Source organism: Aeromonas hydrophila subsp. hydrophila ATCC 7966, assembly GCF_000014805.1.
GTDB lineage: Bacteria > Pseudomonadota > Gammaproteobacteria > Enterobacterales > Aeromonadaceae > Aeromonas > Aeromonas hydrophila.
On the sequence record NC_008570.1, the window covers coordinates 1102469 to 1124835 of the forward strand.

The 22367-nt window shown below is 58.2% G+C and carries 18 protein-coding genes and 3 tRNA genes; 5 read left to right on the forward strand and 16 right to left on the reverse strand.

What is annotated here, in order from left to right:
* The first annotated feature begins 3 nt into the window (after positions 1 to 3).
* Positions 4 to 1161 carry a hypothetical protein gene (locus AHA_RS05125; protein ID WP_011704955.1) on the forward strand — a complete coding sequence of 386 codons (1158 nt, stop codon included), beginning with the start codon at positions 4 to 6 and terminating at the stop codon, positions 1159 to 1161.
* Positions 1162 to 1185: 24 nt separating this feature from the next.
* Here the strand turns inward: AHA_RS05125 and AHA_RS05130 are convergent, their stop codons facing one another.
* Positions 1186 to 1824 (reverse strand): response regulator, encoded by a 639-nt coding sequence (locus AHA_RS05130; protein ID WP_011704956.1) that lies wholly within the window; start codon positions 1822 to 1824, stop codon positions 1186 to 1188.
* A gap of 121 nt (positions 1825 to 1945) precedes the next feature.
* Here AHA_RS05130 and AHA_RS05135 point away from each other — a divergent pair, with 121 nt between their 5' ends.
* Complete coding sequence (locus AHA_RS05135; protein WP_011704957.1) at positions 1946 to 5374, forward strand: response regulator; 3429 nt, start codon at positions 1946 to 1948, stop codon at positions 5372 to 5374.
* Here AHA_RS05135 and AHA_RS05140 read toward each other — a convergent pair.
* The 4 genes from AHA_RS05140 to AHA_RS05155 all read right to left on the reverse strand — a co-directional run bounded on the left by AHA_RS05140 (position 5336) and on the right by AHA_RS05155 (position 6080).
* Positions 5336 to 5629 carry a hypothetical protein gene (locus AHA_RS05140; protein WP_077392338.1) on the reverse strand — a complete coding sequence of 98 codons (294 nt, stop codon included), beginning with the start codon at positions 5627 to 5629 and terminating at the stop codon, positions 5336 to 5338. The genes AHA_RS05135 and AHA_RS05140 overlap by 39 nt on opposite strands.
* 134 nt (positions 5630 to 5763) lie before the next feature.
* Positions 5764 to 5848, reverse strand: a tRNA-Tyr gene (locus AHA_RS05145).
* Positions 5849 to 5879: 31 nt separating this feature from the next.
* Positions 5880 to 5964: transfer RNA gene (locus AHA_RS05150), tRNA-Tyr, on the reverse strand.
* Between the two features lie 31 nt (positions 5965 to 5995).
* Positions 5996 to 6080, reverse strand: a tRNA-Tyr gene (locus AHA_RS05155).
* A 335-nt stretch (positions 6081 to 6415) separates the two neighbouring features.
* Between AHA_RS05155 and AHA_RS05160 the strand changes: the two genes are divergently transcribed.
* Positions 6416 to 7648 (forward strand): cysteine desulfurase-like protein, encoded by a 1233-nt coding sequence (locus tag AHA_RS05160; RefSeq protein ID WP_164927559.1) that lies wholly within the window; start codon positions 6416 to 6418, stop codon positions 7646 to 7648.
* A 53-nt stretch (positions 7649 to 7701) separates the two neighbouring features.
* Here AHA_RS05160 and AHA_RS05165 read toward each other — a convergent pair whose 3' ends face one another.
* The 11 genes from AHA_RS05165 to AHA_RS05215 all read right to left on the reverse strand — a co-directional run bounded on the left by AHA_RS05165 (position 7702) and on the right by AHA_RS05215 (position 20442).
* A complete protein-coding gene (locus AHA_RS05165) occupies positions 7702 to 8763 on the reverse strand; it encodes a protein-glutamate methylesterase/protein-glutamine glutaminase (RefSeq protein WP_011704959.1) in 1062 nt (353 codons plus the stop codon).
* Between the two features lie 10 nt (positions 8764 to 8773).
* The gene (gene cheD / locus AHA_RS05170; protein WP_011704960.1) at positions 8774 to 9244 is read right to left on the reverse strand and encodes a chemoreceptor glutamine deamidase CheD; all 471 of its coding nucleotides are present in this window, start codon (positions 9242 to 9244) and stop codon (positions 8774 to 8776) included.
* 10 nt (positions 9245 to 9254) lie between these two features.
* Entirely contained in the window at positions 9255 to 10058 is an 804-nt protein-coding gene (locus AHA_RS05175) for a CheR family methyltransferase (RefSeq protein WP_011704961.1), read from the reverse strand.
* 56 nt (positions 10059 to 10114) lie between these two features.
* On the reverse strand, positions 10115 to 12283 hold the full coding sequence (locus AHA_RS05180) for a methyl-accepting chemotaxis protein (RefSeq protein ID WP_011704962.1): 2169 nt from the start codon (positions 12281 to 12283) through the stop codon (positions 10115 to 10117).
* Positions 12284 to 12353: 70 nt separating this feature from the next.
* Entirely contained in the window at positions 12354 to 12926 is a 573-nt protein-coding gene (locus AHA_RS05185) for a chemotaxis protein CheW (RefSeq protein WP_011704963.1), read from the reverse strand.
* Positions 12927 to 12938: 12 nt separating this feature from the next.
* Positions 12939 to 14861 carry a methyl-accepting chemotaxis protein gene (locus tag AHA_RS05190; protein WP_011704964.1) on the reverse strand — a complete coding sequence of 641 codons (1923 nt, stop codon included), beginning with the start codon at positions 14859 to 14861 and terminating at the stop codon, positions 12939 to 12941.
* Positions 14862 to 14876: 15 nt separating this feature from the next.
* Complete coding sequence (locus AHA_RS05195) at positions 14877 to 17090, reverse strand: chemotaxis protein CheA (RefSeq protein WP_011704965.1); 2214 nt, start codon at positions 17088 to 17090, stop codon at positions 14877 to 14879.
* Between the two features lie 26 nt (positions 17091 to 17116).
* Positions 17117 to 17443, reverse strand: coding sequence for an STAS domain-containing protein (locus tag AHA_RS05200; protein ID WP_011704966.1), 327 nt, complete (start codon positions 17441 to 17443; stop codon positions 17117 to 17119).
* Positions 17444 to 17457: 14 nt separating this feature from the next.
* A complete protein-coding gene (locus AHA_RS05205; protein ID WP_011704967.1) occupies positions 17458 to 17826 on the reverse strand; it encodes a response regulator in 369 nt (122 codons plus the stop codon).
* A 9-nt stretch (positions 17827 to 17835) separates the two neighbouring features.
* On the reverse strand, positions 17836 to 19050 hold the full coding sequence (locus AHA_RS05210; RefSeq protein ID WP_011704968.1) for a methyl-accepting chemotaxis protein: 1215 nt from the start codon (positions 19048 to 19050) through the stop codon (positions 17836 to 17838).
* Positions 19051 to 19353: 303 nt separating this feature from the next.
* Positions 19354 to 20442, reverse strand: a complete 1089-nt coding sequence (locus AHA_RS05215; protein ID WP_011704969.1) for a ketoacyl-ACP synthase III — start codon at positions 20440 to 20442, stop codon at positions 19354 to 19356.
* Between the two features lie 202 nt (positions 20443 to 20644).
* Between AHA_RS05215 and AHA_RS05220 the strand changes: the two genes are divergently transcribed.
* Together AHA_RS05220 and AHA_RS05225 are read left to right on the forward strand one after the other, a co-directional pair.
* Positions 20645 to 21586, forward strand: coding sequence for a LysR family transcriptional regulator (locus AHA_RS05220; RefSeq protein WP_011704970.1), 942 nt, complete (start codon positions 20645 to 20647; stop codon positions 21584 to 21586).
* Between the two features lie 128 nt (positions 21587 to 21714).
* Positions 21715 to 22323, forward strand: a complete 609-nt coding sequence (locus AHA_RS05225) for a LysE family translocator (RefSeq protein WP_016349742.1) — start codon at positions 21715 to 21717, stop codon at positions 22321 to 22323.
* The last annotated feature ends 44 nt before the right edge of the window (positions 22324 to 22367 follow it).

The following is a 22367-nucleotide window of genomic DNA, read 5'->3' on the forward strand; positions in this document are numbered from 1 at the left end:
AAGATGAAGGCTGCAATGCTGTATCGTTATGGGTGGCTGTTGCTGTCCTGTCTGACCGGGTTGGCTCATGCCGGCGCGATTACCATCACGGCCGAGTATAACCCGGCCAACTATGTTGAAGACCGGGCGATATTTATCAATACCACCCCTTGTGCCCAGGCGTCGGTGAACTGGTGTTCGTCGGGCACGGCATCGATCGATAAACCCCATGCGGTTATGATTTCGACCAATACCTATCGGCAGGTGAAAAATACCGATGACAAGCGCTGGGGCATTCATTACCTTACGTTTCCGGCTGCTCGGGATGTATCAGTTTTCAATTCGTCAACGGGGCGTTCCTATACCTTCAAGTTTATCTTGACACATATTGGAACCCAGATATTGATGGATTACCCTAATATGCTGCCAGAACAAGGTGATTGCATTAATGATAGATATTCTGAAAGTAATTTCGCATCATTTCATTTTAGCAAAATAAAGGAGTCCAGGCAGTTATCTGGTGGCCTCTGCTATAGCGACAAAAACCATTTGAGCAAGACGGTCAGAATTGCCAATCTGTATTTGGGGTATAAACTGCAATCTCCCAGCCCGTTACTTATGGAAAATGGTGTTTATCGTGGGAAATTGGTCTTTCTAATGGGGGAAAATAAAGATTTTGACCTTGGCGGGGGGACGTATGGTGATACATATTGGGAGGTTAATCTTGTCATAACGGTCAAGCACCAGATAAAGGTGGAGATGCCAGCTGATGCAAGTAAAGTTGAGCTGAAGCCTCCTCATGGTTGGACTGAATGGATGCAAACTGGAAGAACCCCTCCTTATTTGGAAGGTGATATATCATATAAAATATGGGCAACTTCTGATTATGCTGTATTTGTAAGGTGTGGTAGTCTCAGTGGCACAAATTGTTTATTGAAAAATTCACAGACAGGTTATACGTCTCGGCTGACAGTATACAATATGAACGCGCTGGGAGAGGAAACCATGCTTTCCCCCGTTAGTGCTAACAGATTTCCTGTTGATAAGGATGGAGCGGGGATATTTGGTAAAGATCAGAAGATTATTTTTAGAATAGATAAAGCCAACTTAAGTCAGGTCTTAAAAAATCCAGGCGGGGTATACACAGGAACTGTAGTCATTGTATTTGATGCAATTATATAGGTCGTTTGATATTGGTAAAAAGGGTTAAACCAACCCTTTTTCTTTGGCATATTGAAACAGCGCACTGTCGCTGTGCAGACCGAGCCGCTGCATGGCGCTCTTCTTCTGGGTGCTGATGGTCTTGATGCTGCGATTCAAATACTCGGCAACTTGAGAAACTGACATGCCGCTGGCCAGTAGACGTACGACTTCATTTTCCTTGGGGGTCAGTTGCAGTGGTTCATCTGGGTTAGTCATACCGCTTTCTGCCAATAACATTTTCACCGAATGGCCAAGATATTCTTGACCAGACAAAACATGGTGAATGGCATCCGATAGTTCACTGATGACAGCTTTCTTCAATAATATTCCACTGACACCAAGTTGCAGCAAGGCTCGGAGTATTCCGGCATTTTGTATCTGCGTCAGCACGATAATGGATAGCTGTGGGTAATTCCTTTTTAAACTCTGGATCATGGCCAGGCCATCGCTACGTGAGTCACCCGGCATACTGAAGTCAGTTATCAAAAGATCGCAGTGATGTTGCTGCAATGTTTTGAATAATTCAGAAACTTGATGTGCTTCGGCAACAATTTCGCAACCAGCTTGGTGTTGTGCAATAAGGCTGCGGATCCCGGTAAGTATCAGCGGGTGATCGTCGGCAAGAATGATCTTGGAAGACATATATGAGCCCTATATGAAAATTAGAGTAATATTTACACTAGCAAACATTTCATTTCTATACTACTTTGCACGACCATTTTTTTAGTATTCAGATAATGTCTGCCTTTTCAGAATTGGTATAGTGAGATGTCTTCATATGAGCATATATCGATGCATAATCGTTATAACGGTATTTAATTTTTGCATATTTCCAAAGTTAGCATTCGCTCATAAAGACACCTTATTACCAACAATAAAAGTCGGGTTATTAGCTGGCGGCTGGGGACCATTTCAGCGGTGGGATGGACATAATGCCAGCGGCTTCAGTGTCGAGTTGATTACCATATTGGCCAAGAACCTTGACTATCGCATTGAATGGAAAGCCTATCCGGATTGGAACCAGTTATATATGGCGAGTTGTGCGGGTCAGGTTGATATTCTGCTGGATGCCTTTCGTGCAGATGAACGAGAGTGTGTTACCTACAGTCGTCCTTATTACTCTTCACCAACAGTGGTGGTGGTACGTCATGACTCTCCTTTTTTTAGAGATGTCAGTGGGTTAAGTAAATCTCGAATGGCTATAGAGGCAGGTTTTTTAACCGAGAAGCTGGTTAGAGCCTACTATCCGGATGTATTGCGTCTGTTGTTTCGAGATACCGACATGGCTCTGCAAGCCGTTTTGGACAAGAGAGCCGATGCCTATATCGGCAATTTGCATGTCACGAATCAGTTTATTGCCCAGCATCCAGAACTGGCCGTGGTTGCTCAGGCCCCCTTGTTGATGGAGAGCCTGCACCTTGGTATCAGCAAACATAAATCCAGACTGGGAGTCCGGTTTGATACCGCGATTCAGGCGCTGACGGTGGAAGAGCGCAGTGCTCTTGAACAGAGCTGGTTAAGTGATGGCAGCTTGAGTTTTCAGGGACACAGCGGTTTTTTACTGCGCCCTGATGAGCGTGAGTGGCTCTCCCGTCTGCCTCCCCTCAGGCTGGGTTTTATTCCTGGGTGGGTGCCGTTTTCCTATGCGGATCACGAGGGTAAATTGACGGGGTTGATAGGCGATTATCTGGATGTGTTCAAGGACAAGCTGGGCTTGGCCTATCAATACCGTGTTGATCAGAGTTGGCCAGAGCTGCTGCAGGCATTGCTTCATCAAGACGCTGATATTGCGGTCATTCCTATTCGAATCAGCCAGAGGGTTGCGGGTTGGCAGGTGAGCCAAGCTATTGCGTCCTTTCCCGTGGTCATTGCCATGTCTCGTGGCAGCAGCACTTTTGGGGGATTTGCAGAGCTGGCGGGCAAGCACTTGATCGTCACCGACAGCTTGCTGATTACCGAGTTGAAGTCCCGGATCCCTGACATACAGACCACGGTTGTTTCCAGTCCAAAAGAGGGGTTGGCGATGGTGGCCTCCGGCAAGGGCGATGCCTATATGGGCAATCTGGCGGTGATATCACGGCTCATCAACGAGCACTTTGATGACTCGCTGCATATTGTCGCGCCTACACCTTTCAGGGATGAGCTCGCGGTTGCCGTACGAGAGATTTATGCCCCTTTGCTGCCACTCATTAACCGGGTGTTGGACAGCATGAGTGACAAGGAGAAGCGTCAGATCCGCAACAGCTGGTTGGCGGTGAACTACAGCGAAGGGATCTCGTGGCACAAGCTGGTCAGTACCCTGATCCCTGTCGGCGCCGGTATCACCCTGTTTATTCTTTCACTCTCTATCGCTTACTTTCACCTGCGCCAGGAGATAACCCGCCGGCGTCAGGTGGAGGCCGATCTGGCTTTAGCCAAGGAGGCGGCCGAGCTGGCCGCCAGGCAGAAGGCCGACTTCCTCGCCACCATGAGCCACGAGATCCGGACCCCCATGAACGGCATCATCGGGATGGCGGAGCAGCTGCGTTTTACCTCGCTCGATCCTGAGCAGCGCCAGATGGTGGGTATCATCAATCAGGGGGCGGAAGGACTGCTCCAGCTGATAGGCAATGTGCTGGATTACTCCAAGCTGGATGCCGGCAAGATGGCGTTGGCACCCACCAGCTTTCTGCTGCGTGAGCTTATCGACAGCGTGCTGACAATGACCAGTAGCGAGTTGCAGCGCAAAGGGTTGCAACTCTATCTGCGTGTTGATGATGAAGTGGGCGCCCGTTTCTATGGTGATGTGCTGAGGCTCAAGCAGGTGCTGTTCAACCTGGCCAGCAATGCGATCAAGTTCACCGAGCGCGGCTTCATCGAACTGTCGATCAGAGTAGAGGGAGAGACGGATGAAGAGCAGTGGCTGTTGCTTGGGGTGCAGGATACCGGCATCGGTATGAGCGAAGATGTGCAGGCCCGTGTTTTCAATGCCTTCGAGCAGGCGGATGGCGCCACGACCCGCAGTTATGGCGGGACCGGACTTGGTCTCAGTATCAGTCAGACACTGGCGACCTTGATGGGGGGGCGATTGAGGCTTGAGAGTGCCCCAGGGCTGGGTACCCATATCGGCTTGTCTATCCCCCTGGCACTGGAAGCGCGCTATGAGCCGGATCCCAAGCTGGCGGGGCTGAACGTCTTCATGGCATTGCCGGATGGCAAACTGCACCACACGCTACGGTTGCATCTGCTGTCGCTGGGGTTGCGGCTGTGTGAGGCCCCACAGGGCGCGCACTTGTTGTTTGGCGACCTGAATGAGCCGGCCGCCATCCGGGTCGCGCCGCTTGGCAATGTGCTGGGTTATCAGCTTCGTGATGATGGTCATTATTGCCTCAACAGTAATCCCCTGACCTGGCAGGCCGTGAGGGATGTCTGTTATCGCCAGCTGGACCTGGCCGAGCAACTGTCGTCCGATTTTTCGTCAGTTGGAGCGGATCAACCACTGTTGCCACAGCGATTGCTGGTCGTCGAGGATCACCACCTGAATCAGGTTTTGGTGCAGCGCCAGCTCAAACAGCTCAATCTGCAGTGCGATCTGGCTGAGAATGGTCGACAGGCGCTCGCCATGCTGACTTTTCATCGCTATGACCTGATCCTGTGCGATTGCCAGATGCCGGTGATGGATGGTTATGAGTTTACCCGTCGGGTGCGGGCCACAGAGGGGCTGGCACAACTCCCCATCATTGCCATGACGGCCAATGTGTTGCCGGAGCAGGCACAGCGTTGTCTGGCGGCCGGCATGAATGATGTGCTGGGCAAGCCCGTACTCATGGACGGACTGCGCCAGATGCTGATGAAATGGCAGATATTGCCGGTACTCAGGTTGCTCGATATCAACCTGTTACAGGCAGCATTTGGTTCTTCACTTGAGACAATGCTGGTGTCGTTTCGTCAGGAGCTGGAACAGTCCCTTGGCTTGAGCCATGAGGATGACAAGGCGCTTGCAAATTGGGTGCATCGGCAGGCTGGAACGATAGCCATGATGAGGGTTGACGGAGTTGCAGAGCAGGCATGGCATCTGGAAGAGCAAATCCGCAAAGATGGGCGTGCAGGATGCGAGGTGGAGTTGATGAAATTTCGCGATGTTTTGCAACAACTTGTCGATGAGCTAGCGGCACTATCCCGGGACTGTCGTCAGCCTGCTGTGGCTATCTGATGACAACGCAGGGTGACCGGAGGAGGGGGCGGGCTGTACGGCCTGTGCCAGCCAGGCCCAGTCGAGCAGGGGGGTATCGGCTTTGAAGCGCTGATAGGCAAGGCCCTGGTCGATGGTCAGAAACAGGGTGGTCGGCAGGCCGATGCGGTTGGTGTAGCGCACCATCACCTCGCCGCGATAGGAGCTGAGTCGTTGCTGCAGCTGCGGCAGACTCAACCCGGTTGCCTGTCCCTTTTCATCCCAGATCTCGAACATGGTCATGTCTCTTGATGCGATGGCAATACTGTTTCCAAAAGCGGGCCGGCAGGCAATTGTCAGATCTGACAGTGTCAAATGGATAGAAGTGTGAAAAGCGAAAACCCGGCACTGGGCCGGGTTTTCTTGAATGATGGTGGAGGGAGAAGGATTCGAACCTTCGAAGGCAGAGCCGTCAGATTTACAGTCTGATCCCTTTGGCCGCTCGGGAACCCCTCCACAGGGGCCTTGCATATTGTGTTCAGGAAGATGGTGGAGGGAGAAGGATTCGAACCTTCGAAGGCAGAGCCGTCAGATTTACAGTCTGATCCCTTTGGCCGCTCGGGAACCCCTCCACGTGGTATTTTCCTGATTGTTGCACTTGAATGGTGGAGGGAGAAGGATTCGAACCTTCGAAGGCAGAGCCGTCAGATTTACAGTCTGATCCCTTTGGCCGCTCGGGAACCCCTCCCCAAGTGCGAGGCGCATACTATCAGATCTTCGCTCTTTGTGAACCCCTGGTGGGCCTATCTGGCGATAAAAAAGTGCCATTCGGTCATTTTTTGATATTTGTCGCTCATTTTTCACGCTTATCAACGACTTCCTTGTCGCTGTCAGACCAGATCCAGGACTCATCGCGGGTGTGAAACATCATCAGACAACATGCGCCGAGTAGCGTTTTGTACTGAAAAAATCACCTTCTCTTCTAAGTGTGATGGCTGACCGCTTCCTTGATGGACATTGCTGCTGCCGCATTTTACTCTCGCCATGTTATTCAACTGTTAACATGGATTGTGGACTTTCCCTATGCAGGCTCTCGATATCGCCGTGTTGCGCGGCCAGTTTCCCGCTCTCAATCAGCTGGTTGAGGGCAAAGCCCCCATCTTCTTCGACGGCCCCGGTGGCGCTCAGGTGCCACATGCCGTACTCGCCGCCATGACCGATTACCTCGGTCACTTCAACGCCAATCTGGGGGGCCCCTTTTTCTCGGCCAGGGTGACCGAGCAGCAGGCGCTGCGGGCGAGGCTGGCGGTGGCCACGTTGCTGGGGGCTGAGCGGGCAGAAGAGATAGTGTTTGGCGCCAACTTCACCACCCTGACCTTTGCGCTCAGCCGAGCGCTGGCGCGGGAGTGGCAGGCCGGTGACGAGATCATCGTCAGCGCGCTCGATCACTACTCCAACGTCTCCAGTTGGCAGCAAGCGGCGGCGGATCGCGGCGTGGTAGTGCATCAGGCAAGAGTGGACGTGGCCACCGGCGGGCTGGACTATGAGCATCTGTTCAGCCTGCTGGGGCCCAAGACCCGGTTGGTGGCGGTGACGGCCGCCTCCAATACCACCGGCACTCTGGTCGATATCCCTCGTATCGCCGACGCGGTGCACGGGGTAGGGGCCTTGCTCTATGTGGATGCGGTTCACTTTGTTCCCCACGAGCGTATCGATGTGCAGGCCTGGGATTGCGATTTTCTGGGGTGTTCCGCCTACAAATTCTTCGGCCCGCATCTCGGCATTCTCTACGGCAAGCATCGTCACCTGGCGCATTTCACTCCCTATAAGGTTGAACCGGCCAAGAACGTGGCGCCCTACAAGTGGGAGACCGGCACCCAGAGTTGGGAAGCACTGGCCGGGGTGGAGGCCACCGTCGAATACCTGGCCTCCTTGTCCGGGTTGGACGGTACCGAGCATGAGCTGGAAGCACGCCTCGATCTGGCGTTTGCCCGCAGCCAGGCCCACGAACGCCTGCTCAGCGAGCACCTGCTGGCCAAGCTGGCCGAGCGGCCTTGGTTCACCCTGCACGGCATTCACAACAGCCTGGGGCGCACCCCGACCTTCGCCCTGACGTCAAACCGCTATACCCCGGCCGAAATGGCCGAGTTTTTGGGGCAGCATCAGGTATGCAGCTGGGCCGGCCATTTCTATGCCTTGGCACTGGTTGAGCAACTGGGGGTGAGCGATGGGGTGCTGCGCATAGGCTGCATGCACTACAACACCTCGGCCGAGATTGACCGCCTGTTTGCCCTGCTCGACGATATGCCGCATTGAGATAAAACAGCCCGGTTATGCCGGGCTGTGTCGTTTCATATCTCTGCCGCCTGTTAGCGGCCCACGATGGCGTGATGGATATCCTGCAGCGGCAAGACATGGCGGGCGGCGCCAAGCTTGATGGCCTCCTTGGGCATGCCGAAGACCACGCAGGAGGCCTCATCTTGGGCGAAGGTGTTGGCGCCGGCCTCCAGCATTTCCCGCAAGCCGCGGGCACCGTCATCCCCCATCCCGGTCATGATGATGCCGGTGGCATTGCCGCCGGCAAACTTGGCCACCGAGCGAAACAGCACGTCCACCGAAGGGCGGTGGCGGTTGATGAGGGGGCCATCCATCACGTCGACGTGATAGTAGGCGCCGCTGCGTTTGAGCAGCATGTGCTTGCCGCCGGGGGCGATCAGCGCCAGCCCGGGGATCACCCTGTCATTGCTCTTGGCCTCCCGCACTTCTATCTGACACAGGCTGTTGAGCCGCTCGGCAAACGAAGCGGTGAACTTCTCCGGCATGTGCTGCACGATGACAATGCCGGGGCAGACCCGGGGCAGGGTGGTCAACACGGCTTCCAGCGCCTGGGTGCCGCCGGTGGAGGTACCGATCGCTACGATCCGCTCGGTGGTCTGGGCCATGGCATGCTGGCTGGCGGCGGGCATGATGGCGTCGGCGTTGAGCTTGGGGGCGACGCTGGGGGCGGGCACTTTGGCCAGTCGTCTGACATTGGCCTGGGCGGCTGCGCGTACCGCCATGGCCAGCTCCTGCGCCGACTCCTGCAGAAAGCTTTTCAGGCCGACGGTGGGCTTGGTGATGATATCCACGGCGCCGGCGGCCATGGCCTGTAGCGTGGTTTCTGCCCCCTTCTCGGTCAGGGAGGAGCAGATGACCACAGGAGTGGGGTGTTCGGCCATGATCTTGGTGAGGAAGGTAATGCCATCCATGCGCGGCATCTCCACGTCCAGCACGATCACGTCCGGCCACTCCTTCTTCAGCTTCTCCAGCGCAAACAGCGGGTCAGACGCGGTGGCGATGACCTTGATGTCGGGCTCCTGCTCGAGAATGGCCTGCAATACCTGCCTGACCACGGCGGAATCATCCACCAGCATGACCTTGATCTGTTTCATTCCCGTCCCCTTAGCGATGTGGCAAGCGGTGATGACGCACCCAGACATTGCCGTTGGCCAGCTCAAAAATCAGGCTTCTGTGTCCCGCATGGCCAAGATGGTGGGCCTTGATGGTGAGGCCCAGGTGCTGGGTCAGTTGCCAGGCAGCCTTGATGTTCCTGATGGCCACATTCATGGTGTTGAGCGTTTGTTGTTCGATAAACATGTTGCCGCCGCCAAACAGCTTGACCTCGTATTCGTGGATGGGGGCGGGGTATTTGCTTATTTCATTGATAAATAATTGGATTGCCTCATCGGCATAGCGACCGTCCAGACTCATGGTGCTGTGACCGCGGCTGGGCAGCATGTAGTGACACATGCCGCCTCGCTTCTGTTCCGGGTGCCACATGGTAATGGCCACACAGGAACCAAGATGGGTGCGGATGATGGTGTCATCCTGCCCAAAATAGAATTCTCCGGGTTGCAGCGAGACCTCTCTCATATTGAAACCCTTATGGTTTCAGATAGATGGAAGGCGATACCAGTTGCAGGCCATGGGGCAGACCGTTCAGGCTCTCGGCATGGCTGACGATGAGATAGCCCCCTTTGCGCAGGCGCGGCACCAACCGTTGCAGTACCTGGGCCTTGGTCTCCCGGTTGAAATAGATCATCACGTTGCGGATCAGGATGACGTCGAACAGCCCGATGTCGGGCAGCTCCTGATTCAGATTGATGTGATGAAACTGCACCTTCTCGCGCAGCTTGCGATCGATGATGAAGGTGCCTTCCTGAAAACCGACCCCTTTCAGGCAGTACTTCATCAAAAATGGCAGCGGGATGTTGTGGGCCCGCTCGATGGGATATTGCCCTGCTCTGGCCTGCTCCAGCACGCGGGTCGAGATGTCAGAGGCGATCACCTCCCAACTGCCATGGTTCAGATTGTCGGCCAGGGTCATGGCCAGGCTGTAGGGCTCTTCACCGGAAGAGCTGGCCGCGCTCCAGATCCGTACCGCCCGTTCTTTTGGCAGTTGTGCCAATACCTTGTTGCCGAGAAATTCAAAGTGCTTGGGTTCGCGGAAAAAATAGGTCTCGTTGGTGGTGAGCAGATCGAGTGCGACCTGCAGCTCTGCCCCCCGGTTATTCATGATCAGGCTGAAATAGTCGCCATAGCTTGCCAGCTCGTAGTGGCAGAGCCGCTTTGACAGGCGGCTGGCGACCAGGGCCTTCTTGGCCGGTGACAAGTCGATACCCGCCGTCTGGTGGATCCAGCGTTGAAACTGCGCAAATTCATCATCATGCAACTGGGTCTGATACACGCGCAAACTCCCTGCGGTGAGCGAGATGCGGGTGAGCTTGGCCCACCCGCATCAGGCTAGAAGCGGATAAAGTCGGCGTCATTGTGAGGGCGTGGCGTGGTGCCTACACCTTCCTGGCCATTGCCCTCGTGCATGAAACGCCCCCGTGTGCCACCACGGGCCGGTGCCTTCTGGTTGGTGCCGTGCTTGTGCTGTTCCAGCGTGAAGAACTCCATCGCCAGTTGCAGCTGTTCGGCCTGGCTGCTCATCTCCTCGGCGGTGGCGGCCAGCTCCTCACTGCAGGAGGCATTTTGTTGAGTGACCTGGCTCAGCTGATTCATGGCGATGTTGATCTGGCTGACGCCGGTGGACTGTTCGGCGGAGGCGGCGCTGATCTCCTGCACCAGATCCGAGGTCTTGTTGATGGAGGGCACCATCTGATCGAGCAGACGGCCCGCCTTCTCCGCCATGTCGACACTGCTAGAGGCGAGCTCACCGATCTCCTGGGCCGCTACCTGGCTGCGCTCCGCCAGTTTGCGCACTTCGGCGGCCACCACGGCGAAGCCCTTGCCGTGATCCCCCGCCCGGGCGGCCTCGATGGCGGCATTGAGGGCCAGCAGATTGGTCTGGTAGGCGATGTCGTCGATGATGCCGATCCGCTTGGCGATCTGCTTCATGGCATCGACCGTGAGCTTGACGGCCTCACCGCCTTCCACGGCCTCCTTGGCGGCCTTGCTGGCCATGCCATCGGTGACCTGGGCATTGTCGGTGTTCTGGTTGATGCTGGCGCTCATCTGCTCGATGGAGGCGCTGGTCTCTTCCATGCTGGAAGCCTGTTCGCTGCTTGACTGGCTGATGGACTGGGCGGTGGCGCTGACCTGCTCGGCCGCGCTGGAGAGATTGTCGGATGCGCCTCGTACTTCGGTGACGATATTGGTCAGCGAGACAATGGTCTGGTTGAGGGAGTCCTTGGTGGTGCCAAATACACCGGGGTAGTCGGCCTCGACCTGTTGGGTCAAGTCGCCTCTGGCCAGGGATTGCACCACCCGGATCACGTCGTTGAGGCTGGTATCGATCACCTCAGCGATGCGATTGATGCCCTCTCCGAGGGTCTGGAAGAAGCCATTCTTGCCGGTCAGATCCATACGGCGGTGTAGTTCGCCGTTGATCACCGCCTGCACGATCTCCGACATCTCCCGCTCGATGGCGACTTCCTTGGTGCGATCCGACCACTCGACCACGGAGCCGAGCCGTTCGCCATCGTCGCCAAACACCGGGTTGGCGATGAGCGAGAAGGTGCGCCCGCCGAGCAGGATCTGGGTACGATAGGTGTTGTTCAGCTTGGCCAGCATGCTGCGCTGATGGCCCGGATTCTTGTGGAAGCTGTCGATGTTGGCCCCCATCAGGGTGGTTGAATTGAAGTTGTAGAGTTCTTTGCGAATATCCGCTTCAGCCAGGCTCAGCATCTCTTTGACGGATTCATTCATGTAGATGATGTTGAGATCGGTGTCGGCGATCATCACGTTGGTGCTGGCGCCATCGAGCGCCTTCTTGACGCGTAGGCTCTCTGCAGCGGCGATCTTGGCCGCAGCGCTGGCAGCCTTCATCTCGTTCTCGATGGCGATCTCCTTGGTCCGGTCTGCCCATTCGACAACGGAGCCAAGCCGTTCACCGCCATCGTTGAAGACCGGATTGGCGATCAGCGAGAAAATGCGCCCCCCGACGGTTATCTGGGCGCGATAGGTGCTGTTCAGTTTGGCCAGCATGCTGCGCTGATGGGAGGGGTCTTTGTGGAAGGTATCAATGTTCTTGCCCATCAGCTGTCTGACATCAAAATTGGGCAGGTCCTTGCGAATGTCCGATTCGGCCTGGCCCAGCATGGCGAGCACGGCTTCATTCATATAGACGATGTCGAGATTGGTATCGGCGATCATCACATTGGTCGAGGCCCCATCCAGCGCCTTGCGGACTCGCAGATTTTCGTCATACAGGGTCTGGTTGGCACTGATGGTGGCGAGGGTATTGCTAAGGCGCTCCCCCAGCAGCGCCAGCACGGTATTGAACTCCTGACAGAGTTCCCGCAGCGGGCCGCTGAGCGAACCCAGCTCAAGCTGGGCTGACTGGTCGCCTTGTTTGATTCCCTGCTGGAGCGATCGGGTTGCACCAATGAGCTGGAGCAGTTGTTCCTGCAGCAAGGCATGAGCGCTGCCGTTGCCGAACAGATTGCCAAAAAATGATTGAGTCATGAGCCTTATCCTTGTGCGACATGTCATTGCTGTGTGGTGAGCGGCACTCTTGTTGCTTGCTACGCCTGAATCACGGTGTCTGTGGCTTCTGTTCCAGCAACCGTTCCTGCTGCTGGGTCAGTTCGCTGAGCTGTGTCATCTCGTCGATGGAGAGCACCTTCTCGGTATTTATAAGGATGACGAATTTGCCATTTACCTTGCCCATGCCGCTGATAAAGTCGGCCCGGATGCGAGCCCCGAAACTCGGTGGCGGCTCTATCTCATTGCAGGGAATGGTCAGTACTTCTGAGACGGAATCCACTACCACGCCGATGTCCTGATTGCCGTGTTCTGGGTCGTCCGGATGCACTCCCTCGATAATGACGATGCAGCTGCGGCGGGTGATGCTGGAGGGAGCATTGCCAAAGCGAGCATTGAGATCCACCACCGAGACCACGGCTCCCCTGAGGTTAATCACGCCGCGGATGAAGCTCGGCATCATGGGGATGGGGGTGATGTTGCCGTATTCGATGATCTCTTTGACCCCGAGAATGTTGATGGCAAACATCTCGCCGTTGATGAGAAAAGTCAGGTACTGGGCATCGCCCTGGTTATCAGGGGCCAGCGTGCCATGCTGGACGGCCACTTCGGTAGACATGCTCATGGGGCTCTCCGGTTAAAAACGGACAAAATCGGCCTCGTCAACCTGAGGTTGCGCTGCCGTATTGCCGTGCAGTGGGTGCTGGGTCGGCATGACAAATTTGCCTCTGGGGGGCAATCCTTTATGTCCGCTCTCGTGGGTCCTTGCCGGTTTGCTCAGGTTCTCCAGCGAGAAAAAATCCATGGTCTGCTGCAGCTCGTTGGCCTGAGAGCTCATCTCTTCGGCCGTGGCCGCCAGCTCCTCGCTGCTGGCGGCATTTTGCTGGGTTACTTGGTTGAGCTGGCTCATGGCGAGGCTTATCTGGTTGGCGGCGCTGGCCTGCTCACCGGAGGCGGCATTGATCTCCTGCACCAGATCGGAAGTCTTGCGAATGGAGGGCACTATCTTGTCGAGCAGGCTGCCGGCCTTCTCGGCAGTATCGACGCTGCTCGATGAGAGTTCACCTATCTCCTGCGCCGCTATCTGGCTGCGTTCGGCCAGTTTGCGGACCTCGGCGGCCACCACCGCGAAGCCCTTGCCGTGTTCACCGGCCCGCGCCGCCTCGATGGCGGCGTTGAGTGCCAGCAGATTGGTCTGGTAGGCAATATCGTCGATGATGCTGACCTTGCGGGCGATCTGCTGCATCGCGGCCACCGTCTGCTGGACCGAGCGGCCACCTTCGGTGGCTTCGAGCACGGCACTGCTCGCCATGTTGTCGGTGACCTTGGCGTTGTCGGTGTTCTGGTTGATGCTGGCGCTCATCTGCTCGATAGAGGCACTGGTCTCTTCCACGCTGGCAGCCTGTTCGCTGGTGGCCTGACTCAGGGACTGGGCGGTGGTACTGACCTGGTTGGAGGCATTGGTCAGGTTGTCGGCGGCGTTGCGCACTTCTTCGATGATGGCGGTCAGCGCCTCTATGGTGCTGTTGAGGCCATCCTTGGTCTGGCCAAAAATGCCCGGATAGGGTTGCTCTATTTTCTGGGTCAGATCACCCCGAGACAGGGCGGTGGCGATGCGCATCACATCGTTGAGGCTGGTGTCGGTGACGTTGGATAGACGGTTGAGCAGCTCGGACAACCGCTTGATGTAGCCCTGGCGTCCATCCAGTTCGATCTTGTAACTGAAGTTTCCCTGCTCGACGGCGGCAGTCACCAGGGTCTCGATGTCGTTGATGAGTGCGGTCAGCTTGTTGACCATGTTCTGCATGGCCAGCAGCAGTTGACCGGCTTCGTCGTGGGCTCCGATGTCGATGGTGACGTCGAGGTTGCCTTCGGCCAGGTGGTTGGCTACCTGCAGTGCCTGGTTGATGGGAGAGATGATGCTGCGGATAAGGACGATGCCAAACCAGGCGGCAGCCACCATGCCTGCGGCAACGACCGCCAGCATGGTGAGCAGCATGACGTCGTACCAGGCCTGCGCCTGCTCGTACTCGGACTTAGCGACGTCGAGCTGCAGGCTGACCAGCTCGGTTATCTTGCCGCCGATGGGATCGATGGAGCTGTAAAGCTTGCCGTCAAATTCGTTGAGCATGCCGGTGACGACACCGCGCTGGGTCGAGAGAAACGCTTCCAGCCGGGTGATATCCCGGTCCGCTGCGCTGAACAGGCTGTTGGCCTCGGCTGACAGCTTCTGTTCGGCTTCGGTCAGCTTGGTGGCCTGGTAATGCTGCCACTCCAGCTTGATCTGCTGCTGGGCATGCTGGATCTGCTGCCGCGCCTCTTCGGCACTGATGAGGCCCGCATTGGCCTTGTTGACGTTGTCGATGATGGCGACGGCATAATTGTCTGAGATGGTCTTGAGCTGTTTGAGCGGCACCACCCGATCGTTGTAGACCCGCTGCAGACCCTTGTTGCTGCTCTGCATGTTGTAGAGCCCCAAGGCACCCACTCCCAGCAGCAGTGCGCAGAGCAGGCAGAGTAAAATGGTGAGTCGCAGCTTGATGGTGGAGTTTTTGAACATGACAGGCTCCTGGCGTTAATTGACTCTAGGTTGGGTTTGCAGACGTGGAATGGCGTACTGGCTCAGCTGGCCCAGCTCCTGCTCGATGGCGTGCTGAATGAGAGAGGGGATATCCAGAATGAGGGCAACTTCACCGCCTCCCAGAATGGTGGAGCCGCTGATACCCTGCAGGCGCTGGAACAGCTTGCCAAGCGGCTTGATGACGGTCTGGAATTCACCCAGCAGCTCGTCGACCACCAGGCCGGACTTCTTGCCGCCGTGGCTGACGACCACGATGTTTTCCCGGCGCCCTCTGGTGCCCTCGACGTCGAAATAGTGCTGCAGCCGGACAAAAGGCAGCACTTCACCGCGCAGATTGATGTAGTTGCGCCCCTGGGTATCGGCCAGTGCGCTCTGGGTCAGCTCCACGCATTCGATCACCATGTCGAGGGGGATGACGTAGTGGGTCGTGCTGACGCGCACCAGAAAACCATCGATGATGGCCAGAGTGAGCGGCAGCCGGATCTGGACCCGGGTGCCGAGGCCTGGTTTGCTATCGAGTTCGACACTGCCGCGCAGGGCCTGGATGTTGCGTTTGACCACATCCATGCCCACCCCGCGGCCGGAGAGATTGGTGATGGCCTCCGCCGTGGAGAAGCCGGGTTCGAAGATGAGCTGGTAGATCTCCTGATCCGTCAGGGTGGCATTGGTGGTGACTAGGCCGCGTTCTTGCGCCTTTTGCAGGATCCTGGCCTTGTTGAGGCCGGCGCCATCGTCCTGAATTTCGATGACGATGCTGCCGGAGTCGTGATAGGCGTTGAGAGTCAGGGTGCCCCGTGCCGGCTTGCAGGCGGCGACTCTTCTTTCAGCCGGCTCGATGCCGTGGTCCATGGCGTTGCGTACCAGGTGCATCAAGGGGTCGCCGATCTTCTCCACCACCGATTTGTCCAGTTCGGTATCGCCGCCGGTGATGACCAGCGCGATGTCTTTGTCCAGTTCATGGCTGACATCCCGCACTACCCGCTGGAAGCGGTTGAAGGTATCGCCGATGGGCACCATGCGCAGGCGCAGTGCCCCATCCCGGATCTCTTCGACCAGCATGGCAATGGTGGAGTTGGCCTCCTGCAGCTGGCTGTCCCGTGAACGCTGGGCCAGCAGGTTGGCTCCCGAGCTGGCGACCACCAGTTCGCCCACCAGATTGATCAGGTCATCCAGCTTGTCTGCATGGACCCGGACATAGCGTCCCTCCTTGTTTTTGCTCTCCTTGTTCTGGCTCTGCTTCTTGAGTGCGGCATCCACCACCACCTCGCTGACGGCACCCTGGGCAATCAGGATCTCTCCCAGCTTGCCGGCGTCGGTCTGCGGTTGTTCATGCTGGGTTTGCAGCCCGAGTACCAGCTCGCTGGCCGTCAGGGCGCCGGTCTTGACCAGCAGCTGCCCCAGCATCTCGTTGTCTTCCGGCAGGGCATTGATGAGGTCGATGTACTCGGCCAGCTTGCTGTGGGGTGGAATGATGGTGATGCGACAGTCATCGCGCACGAATTCGAACACATCGCTCAGGGCATTCTTGTCGGCCTGGGTGTCCAGATCGAGTTCGTAGCCCAAGTAGCAGCTCTCCGGATCGAAATGTTCCCAGTCGGGCAGAGCATGGTGAATGGTCTCGATGGCACAGAGGGTACCCATGGTGCCGAGGTAACGCAGAAAAGAGGTGGGATCCATGCCGTTGCGCAGCACATCCGGGCCAAAGCGCAAGGAGATGTGCCACAGAGACGTGGCACTGACATGACCCTCCTCCTTGCTGATCGGGCTGGTCTCGGCTGGTGGGTTGTGTTCCGGCAGGCCGGCTTGGCCGGTGGTTTGATGGCGTGCCAGGTTGCGCCGCAGCTGTTCATCCTGAGCCTGTTCATCCGCACCGAGCGATTCCCCTTGTTCGGCCACCAGGCTGACCAGGCGTTCGATGTGATCCCGGCTCTCCAGCAGATCCTTGATGAGTGCTTCACTGATCGTCAGCTGCTGGTTGCGCACCTGATCGAGCAGATCCTCGACAATGTGGGTGAAGCTGACGATGGGTTGCAGGCCAAACAGGCCGGCGGAGCCCTTGATGGTGTGGGCCGCCCGGAAGATGGCGCCGATGAGCTCGCTATTGTCCGGCTCGTTTTCCAGTGTCAGCAGTGCGGACTCCATCTCCTCGAGCAGCTCACGCGCCTCGGCGATGTAGGTTTGCAGGGCCTGATCAAGATTGATGCTCACGAATGACTCCTTGTCCGCGGAACCAGCTAGGCGTGATCGGGGTGGGGGATGAGGGTGGGATCGCCGAAGAAGGTTGCCAGCTGGCACAGCTCAAGGGCATCGAGTACCGCATGGCTGTGCATGACCAGATGCAGCGGATAGCCGCCCTGCAGCGCCGTCTTCTTGGCGGCCAACAGCAGTTGCAGGCCGGCACTGTCCATTTCGCTGACCTGGGAAAGGTCCAGCTCCAGCTCTTGCTGGCGATAGAGCAGGGGAGTGAGCGCCTGTTTGAGCTCGGCTGCGGTATAGATGGTCATCTCGCCCGCAATGGTCACAACCGTCTTCTCTTCGCCCGTTTCGATATGCAGCGGCATGAACGCCTCCCGACTCAGGGCATGATGAGCTTGGCGACGGCAGCCAGCATCTGGTCCGGCTGGAACGGCTTGACCACCCAGGCCTTGGCTCCCGCAGCCTGTCCTTCCTGCTTCTTGCTGTCCTGGGACTCGGTGGTCAGCATGATCACCGGGGTGAACTTGTAGCTGGCCAGCTTCTTGGCCTCCTTGACGAAGCTGATACCGTCCATGTTCGGCATGTTGACGTCGCTGATGATGAGGTTGATCTTCTTGCCGTCGAGTTTCTTGAGGGCGTCCTTGCCGTCACAAGCCTCCATCACCTCGTAACCGGCGCCCTTGAGCGTCATGCCGACGACCTGGCGTATGGTTGCCGAGTCATCCACGATCAGGACTGTTTTGGCCATATATCTCTCCTAGAAAAAAGTGACATCAGCGTTGCTGGATGGGGTTGCCGTCGGGGTTTTGCGACCGTGATGGATATTGCGCTGCTCATCGGTGGCATATGAGAGTTCCATGTCTGCCAGCCAGCTTTCCGCATCGATCTGGATGGGGCCGGACTGATGCGTTCTGGTGCGCGACGAGATCAGGTGATCGTTGAGGCTGTCCATGTTCTGACGAACATGGCCAAGGATTTGACTGACTCTATCCTGGAACTGTAACGACACGATGACATCGGAAATCTCACGATGGATCCCGGTACTCTCGCTCTGCAGCAGGGCAGCCGACTCGGCCAGGCTGGTGGTGGCCATCCGAAAGCGCTCCAGTACCTGTTCGATGGCGTGTTCGGCGTCGCTGACGGCGGCCTGATCCCGCCCTGCCGCACTCTCGGCAATCTGGAAGGCCCGGCCGATACCGGTGTTGATGGTATCGACCTTGTCGGTCATCTTCTGGGCGGTCTCGCTGGAGAGGCGCGACAGGGTGCGCACTTCGTCCGCCACCACGGCGAAGCCGCGACCTGCTTCACCGGCCCTGGCCGCCTCGATGGCGGCGTTGAGGGCCAGCAGGTTGGTCTGGGAGGCTATCTTGGCCACGTCGAGCGCCATGGTGTTGAGTTCGATGGTGTAGGCGGTGAGGGTTTTTATCTCTGCCAGCATGGCGTCACGGTTGGCCTGGGTGGAGTGCATGATGGCGACGACCTGATTGAGCTGGGCCTGGCTCTCGGCCAGCACGGCGGTCATGCCGGCCGATTTCTCGCCGCCCAGATCCCCGGCGGCGTTGTGGGAGGCGGCGACCGCTTCTTCCAGCTTGGTGGTCAGCCCGGCAAAGCGCTGGGTGAGGTCAATCATGGCCCCTTCGGTTTGCTGGCGAGAGTTTTCAATCTGTTGCGACCAGATGGGCACGGCCTTTTCGCACACCTGCTCGAGTCCGATGATGGAGTGGTTGAGCCCGGCAGCGGACCATGACGGAGTCTGTTCTTGTTCATCGGGCTTGCCGGCAGGTTTGGCGTGGTAGTGGCGGGCACCCCACAGGGCGGCAGCCACGGCCAGCACCAGGTTGGCCAGCAGATACGGCAAGGGGCTGCCCGCAAGTACCAGCAGCAGGGTGCTGAACAGGCCCAGACCAAGGCTGCAGGCCCAGCTGACAGGCTCCCAGAAAGGGGAGGAGTGTGCCCTTGTGTTGTCTGTCATACGCGAACTTGCCCCTGCATATGGATGGAAGAAGGTGAACCGCCGTCCCCTCAGGTAGGGACCCAAGCGCCAACTTGCTAGTTATCAATAGCTCAGTAAGGTTAGCGCAAAAAAATGGGCTGGTTACAAATTGGTCCTATTCGGGGGGCGCTACTGAGAAAACTGGAATATGGCGACTGTCACAGGGCCATCGTCGGGAGGCACAGCCGTGAGAGGGCTGGAGCCTGGGAGGAGGGGAGAAGTGCTGGAGGAGGCAATGAAAAGAGCCTGCATTGGCAGGCTCTTGGTGCTGTATGCGTAGATTTACGCTTCGTCGGCGTGGGCCTTCTGGCACCCTTCCACGGCATGGGCGATAAGCTCGAGCGCGCTCTTGTCGCACGGTGGCAGCTCGGCGTCGCACGCCTTGATGGGCGTCACGCGATCGCCCCACTTGATGATGGCGGCGCCCCAAGTCAGGCCGGCACCGAAGGCGGCGGTCAGCAGATAGCTATTCGGCTGGACGCGGCCCTGCTCCAGTGCCTCGCACAGGGCGATGGGCACGGTGGCGGCGGAGGTGTTGCCGTAGTGCTCGATGTTGACCATCACCTTCTCCATCGGCGCGTTCATGCGCTTGGCGAGGGTCTCGATGATGCGGATGTTGGCCTGGTGCGGCACGATAAGATCGATCTGCTCCGGTGCGATGCCGGCCTGTGCCAGGACCGTGTTGGTGGCTTCGCCCATGCCGCGTACGGCCCGCTTGAAGATCTCCTGGCCTTCAAAGTTGAAGGTAAAGAGGCCGTCGATGTCGGCAAAGCGCACCCGGTCGGTACCGAAGTTCGGCACGTGCAGGATCTCGCGTGCCTCGCTGTCACAACCCAGCTTGTTGGCGATCAGGCCGCACTCCTGCTCGCTCGCCTCGATCACCACGGCGCCAGCGCCGTCGCCAAACAGCACGGCGGTGTCGCGACGGGCCCAGTCCAGCAGATAGGTGAGGCGCTCGGCGCCGATCACCAGCACCTTCTTCATCATGCCGGTCTGTACCAGCGAGGTGGCGACCGAGAGGGAGTAGACGAAACCGGTGCAGGCGGCGTTGAGGTCGAATACGGCGGCATTGACGGCCCCCAGCTTCTTCTGCACCGCGGAGGCGGCGCTCGGCAGCAGGTTGTCCGGCGTGGCGGTGGCCAGGATGATGCCGTCGAGGTCGCTGGCTTCCAGCCCGGCGCAGGCCAGCGCACGACGTCCGGCCAGGGTGGCCAGATCGGAGGTGCTGACGTGGGAGATGCGGCGAGCCTTGATGCCGGTGCGCGGGTAGATCCACTCATCCGACGTATCCATGATGGTGCTGAGGTCGTCGTTGGTCAGTACGGAGGGAGGCAGGCATTTGCCCCAGCCTGTGATATTGGCGTATTTCATCTTGTTACCGCTTCTCAAGTGGATCGCCCGCGGGCGGAAAATCGCGCAATTATGCCGCACGGGGCAACCACTGTCATCTTGTGGTCATGGTTATCTGGCAGCAGGGACACGCCAGGTTGCGGGGGGCGACGGGAAATTTCGCTTAAACCACAGGGCTTGGCTGCCCTAAGATAGGGCTTTCGCCACTGGATGGAACCACTCCTTGCACAAAGCCAATCTCAACCTGCTGCCCACTCTCAAGGTGCTGCTGGAGACCCGCAACATCAGCCGGGCGGCGGAGCTGCTGCACCTGAGCCAACCCTCCATCAGCAAGCAGCTCGGCCAGCTGCGCAGCGAGTTTGGCGACGAGTTGCTGGTGCGGGAGGGGCAGCGCTGGCTGCTGACACCACGGGCCGAGGCGCTGGCTGCCCAGCTGGCGGACTCCCTCGGTGCGCTGGAGCGGCTCTACGAGGCCCCCGGTTTTGACCCGAGCCGCTGCGAGCGGGTGTTCCGGCTCGCCTCCTCCGATTACGTGGCCCAGCACATCCTGCCGGATATCTGCGCGGCGCTGGCCAGGGAGGCGCCGCTGGCGGCGCTGGAGTACAGCCTGTGGGACAAGCGCCTGCTGCCGCAGCTGTGGCAATCCGAGCTGGACATGGTCTCCACCATCACCGAGCTGGTGCCGGATCAGATCCGCGGCCTGCATCAGGGGGAAGATCGGCTGGTGGTGTTGATGGGGAGCCACCACCCGTTGGCAGGGCGCTCACTCAGCCTGGATGACTACCTCGCCTGGCCTCACCTGCAGGTGAGCGGTGGGGGCGACAAGGACAGCCCGGTGGAACAGGTGCTGGCGCCGCAGGGGCTGTCCCGGCGCTGGTTTGCCCGGGTGCCCTTCTTTCAGGCGGCGGTGGAGGTGTTGCTGCGCACCGACTGCCTGCTGACCACCCCGGCCCACATCGCCTGGCAGCTCTCTTGCGAGCACGCCCTGCACTTTTGCGATCTGCCATTTGCCAGCCGCACTCAGCAGTATCATCTGCTGTGGCACCAGCGCCACCATCAGGACCCGGCCCACAAGTGGTTTCGCGAACTGGCCTATCCCTTCCTGCGCGAGCACCTGCAGCGCACGGTGGCGGCGAGCCGCAAGGTGTTGAACCTGCCCCGCTAGCAACAGACGCTTGTGTTGGTCTATAGCCGTTGGCTATGGATTCTATTCCCAACTTTCACTTCTGGCATAACCAGGGGCCCTTTACCCTGAGCGCAGACATTCATATTCCGCTTGAGACAAGGAACACCATGGAACTGACGAGTTGGCTGGCACTGGCCGCAATCTGCGTGATGGGGGCCATCAGCCCGGGGCCGAGCCTGGCGCTGATCATCCGCAACACGGTGCAGGGAGGGCAGGGGCACGGTGTGGCCACCGCGCTTGGTCACGGCTTCGGGGTTGGCATCTATGCGCTGATCACGGCTTTGGGTCTGGCCATCCTGATCACCCAGACCCCGCTGCTGTTTGACGTTATTCGCTACGGCGGCGCCGCGTTTCTCGCCTGGCTCGGGGTCAAGGCGCTGCTGGCCAAGCCTGCCAAGGGGGAGGCGAGCGAAGAGGTGCACCAGCTGCGCGGTCGGCAAGGCGCCTTTGAAGGTTTTATGGTGGCCTTTCTCAACCCCCAGCTCGCGGTCTTCTTCATCGCCCTGTTCAGCCAGTTTGTGCATGCCGACACCGGCTGGCGCGAAGGTGGCATCATGATGCTGACCGCCGGCGGGATCGACGCGGTCTGGTATGTGCTGGTGGCGCTGGTGCTCTCTCGTGGCCCCGTGCTTGCCTGGCTCAAGGCAAAATCCTTCGTCATCGACAAGGTGAGCGGTCTGGTGCTGCTGGGGCTGGCCCTGAAGGTGGTGCTCTGATCCAATCCTGTATTTTGCGGTGATCTTAAGCGGGATCAAGGCGG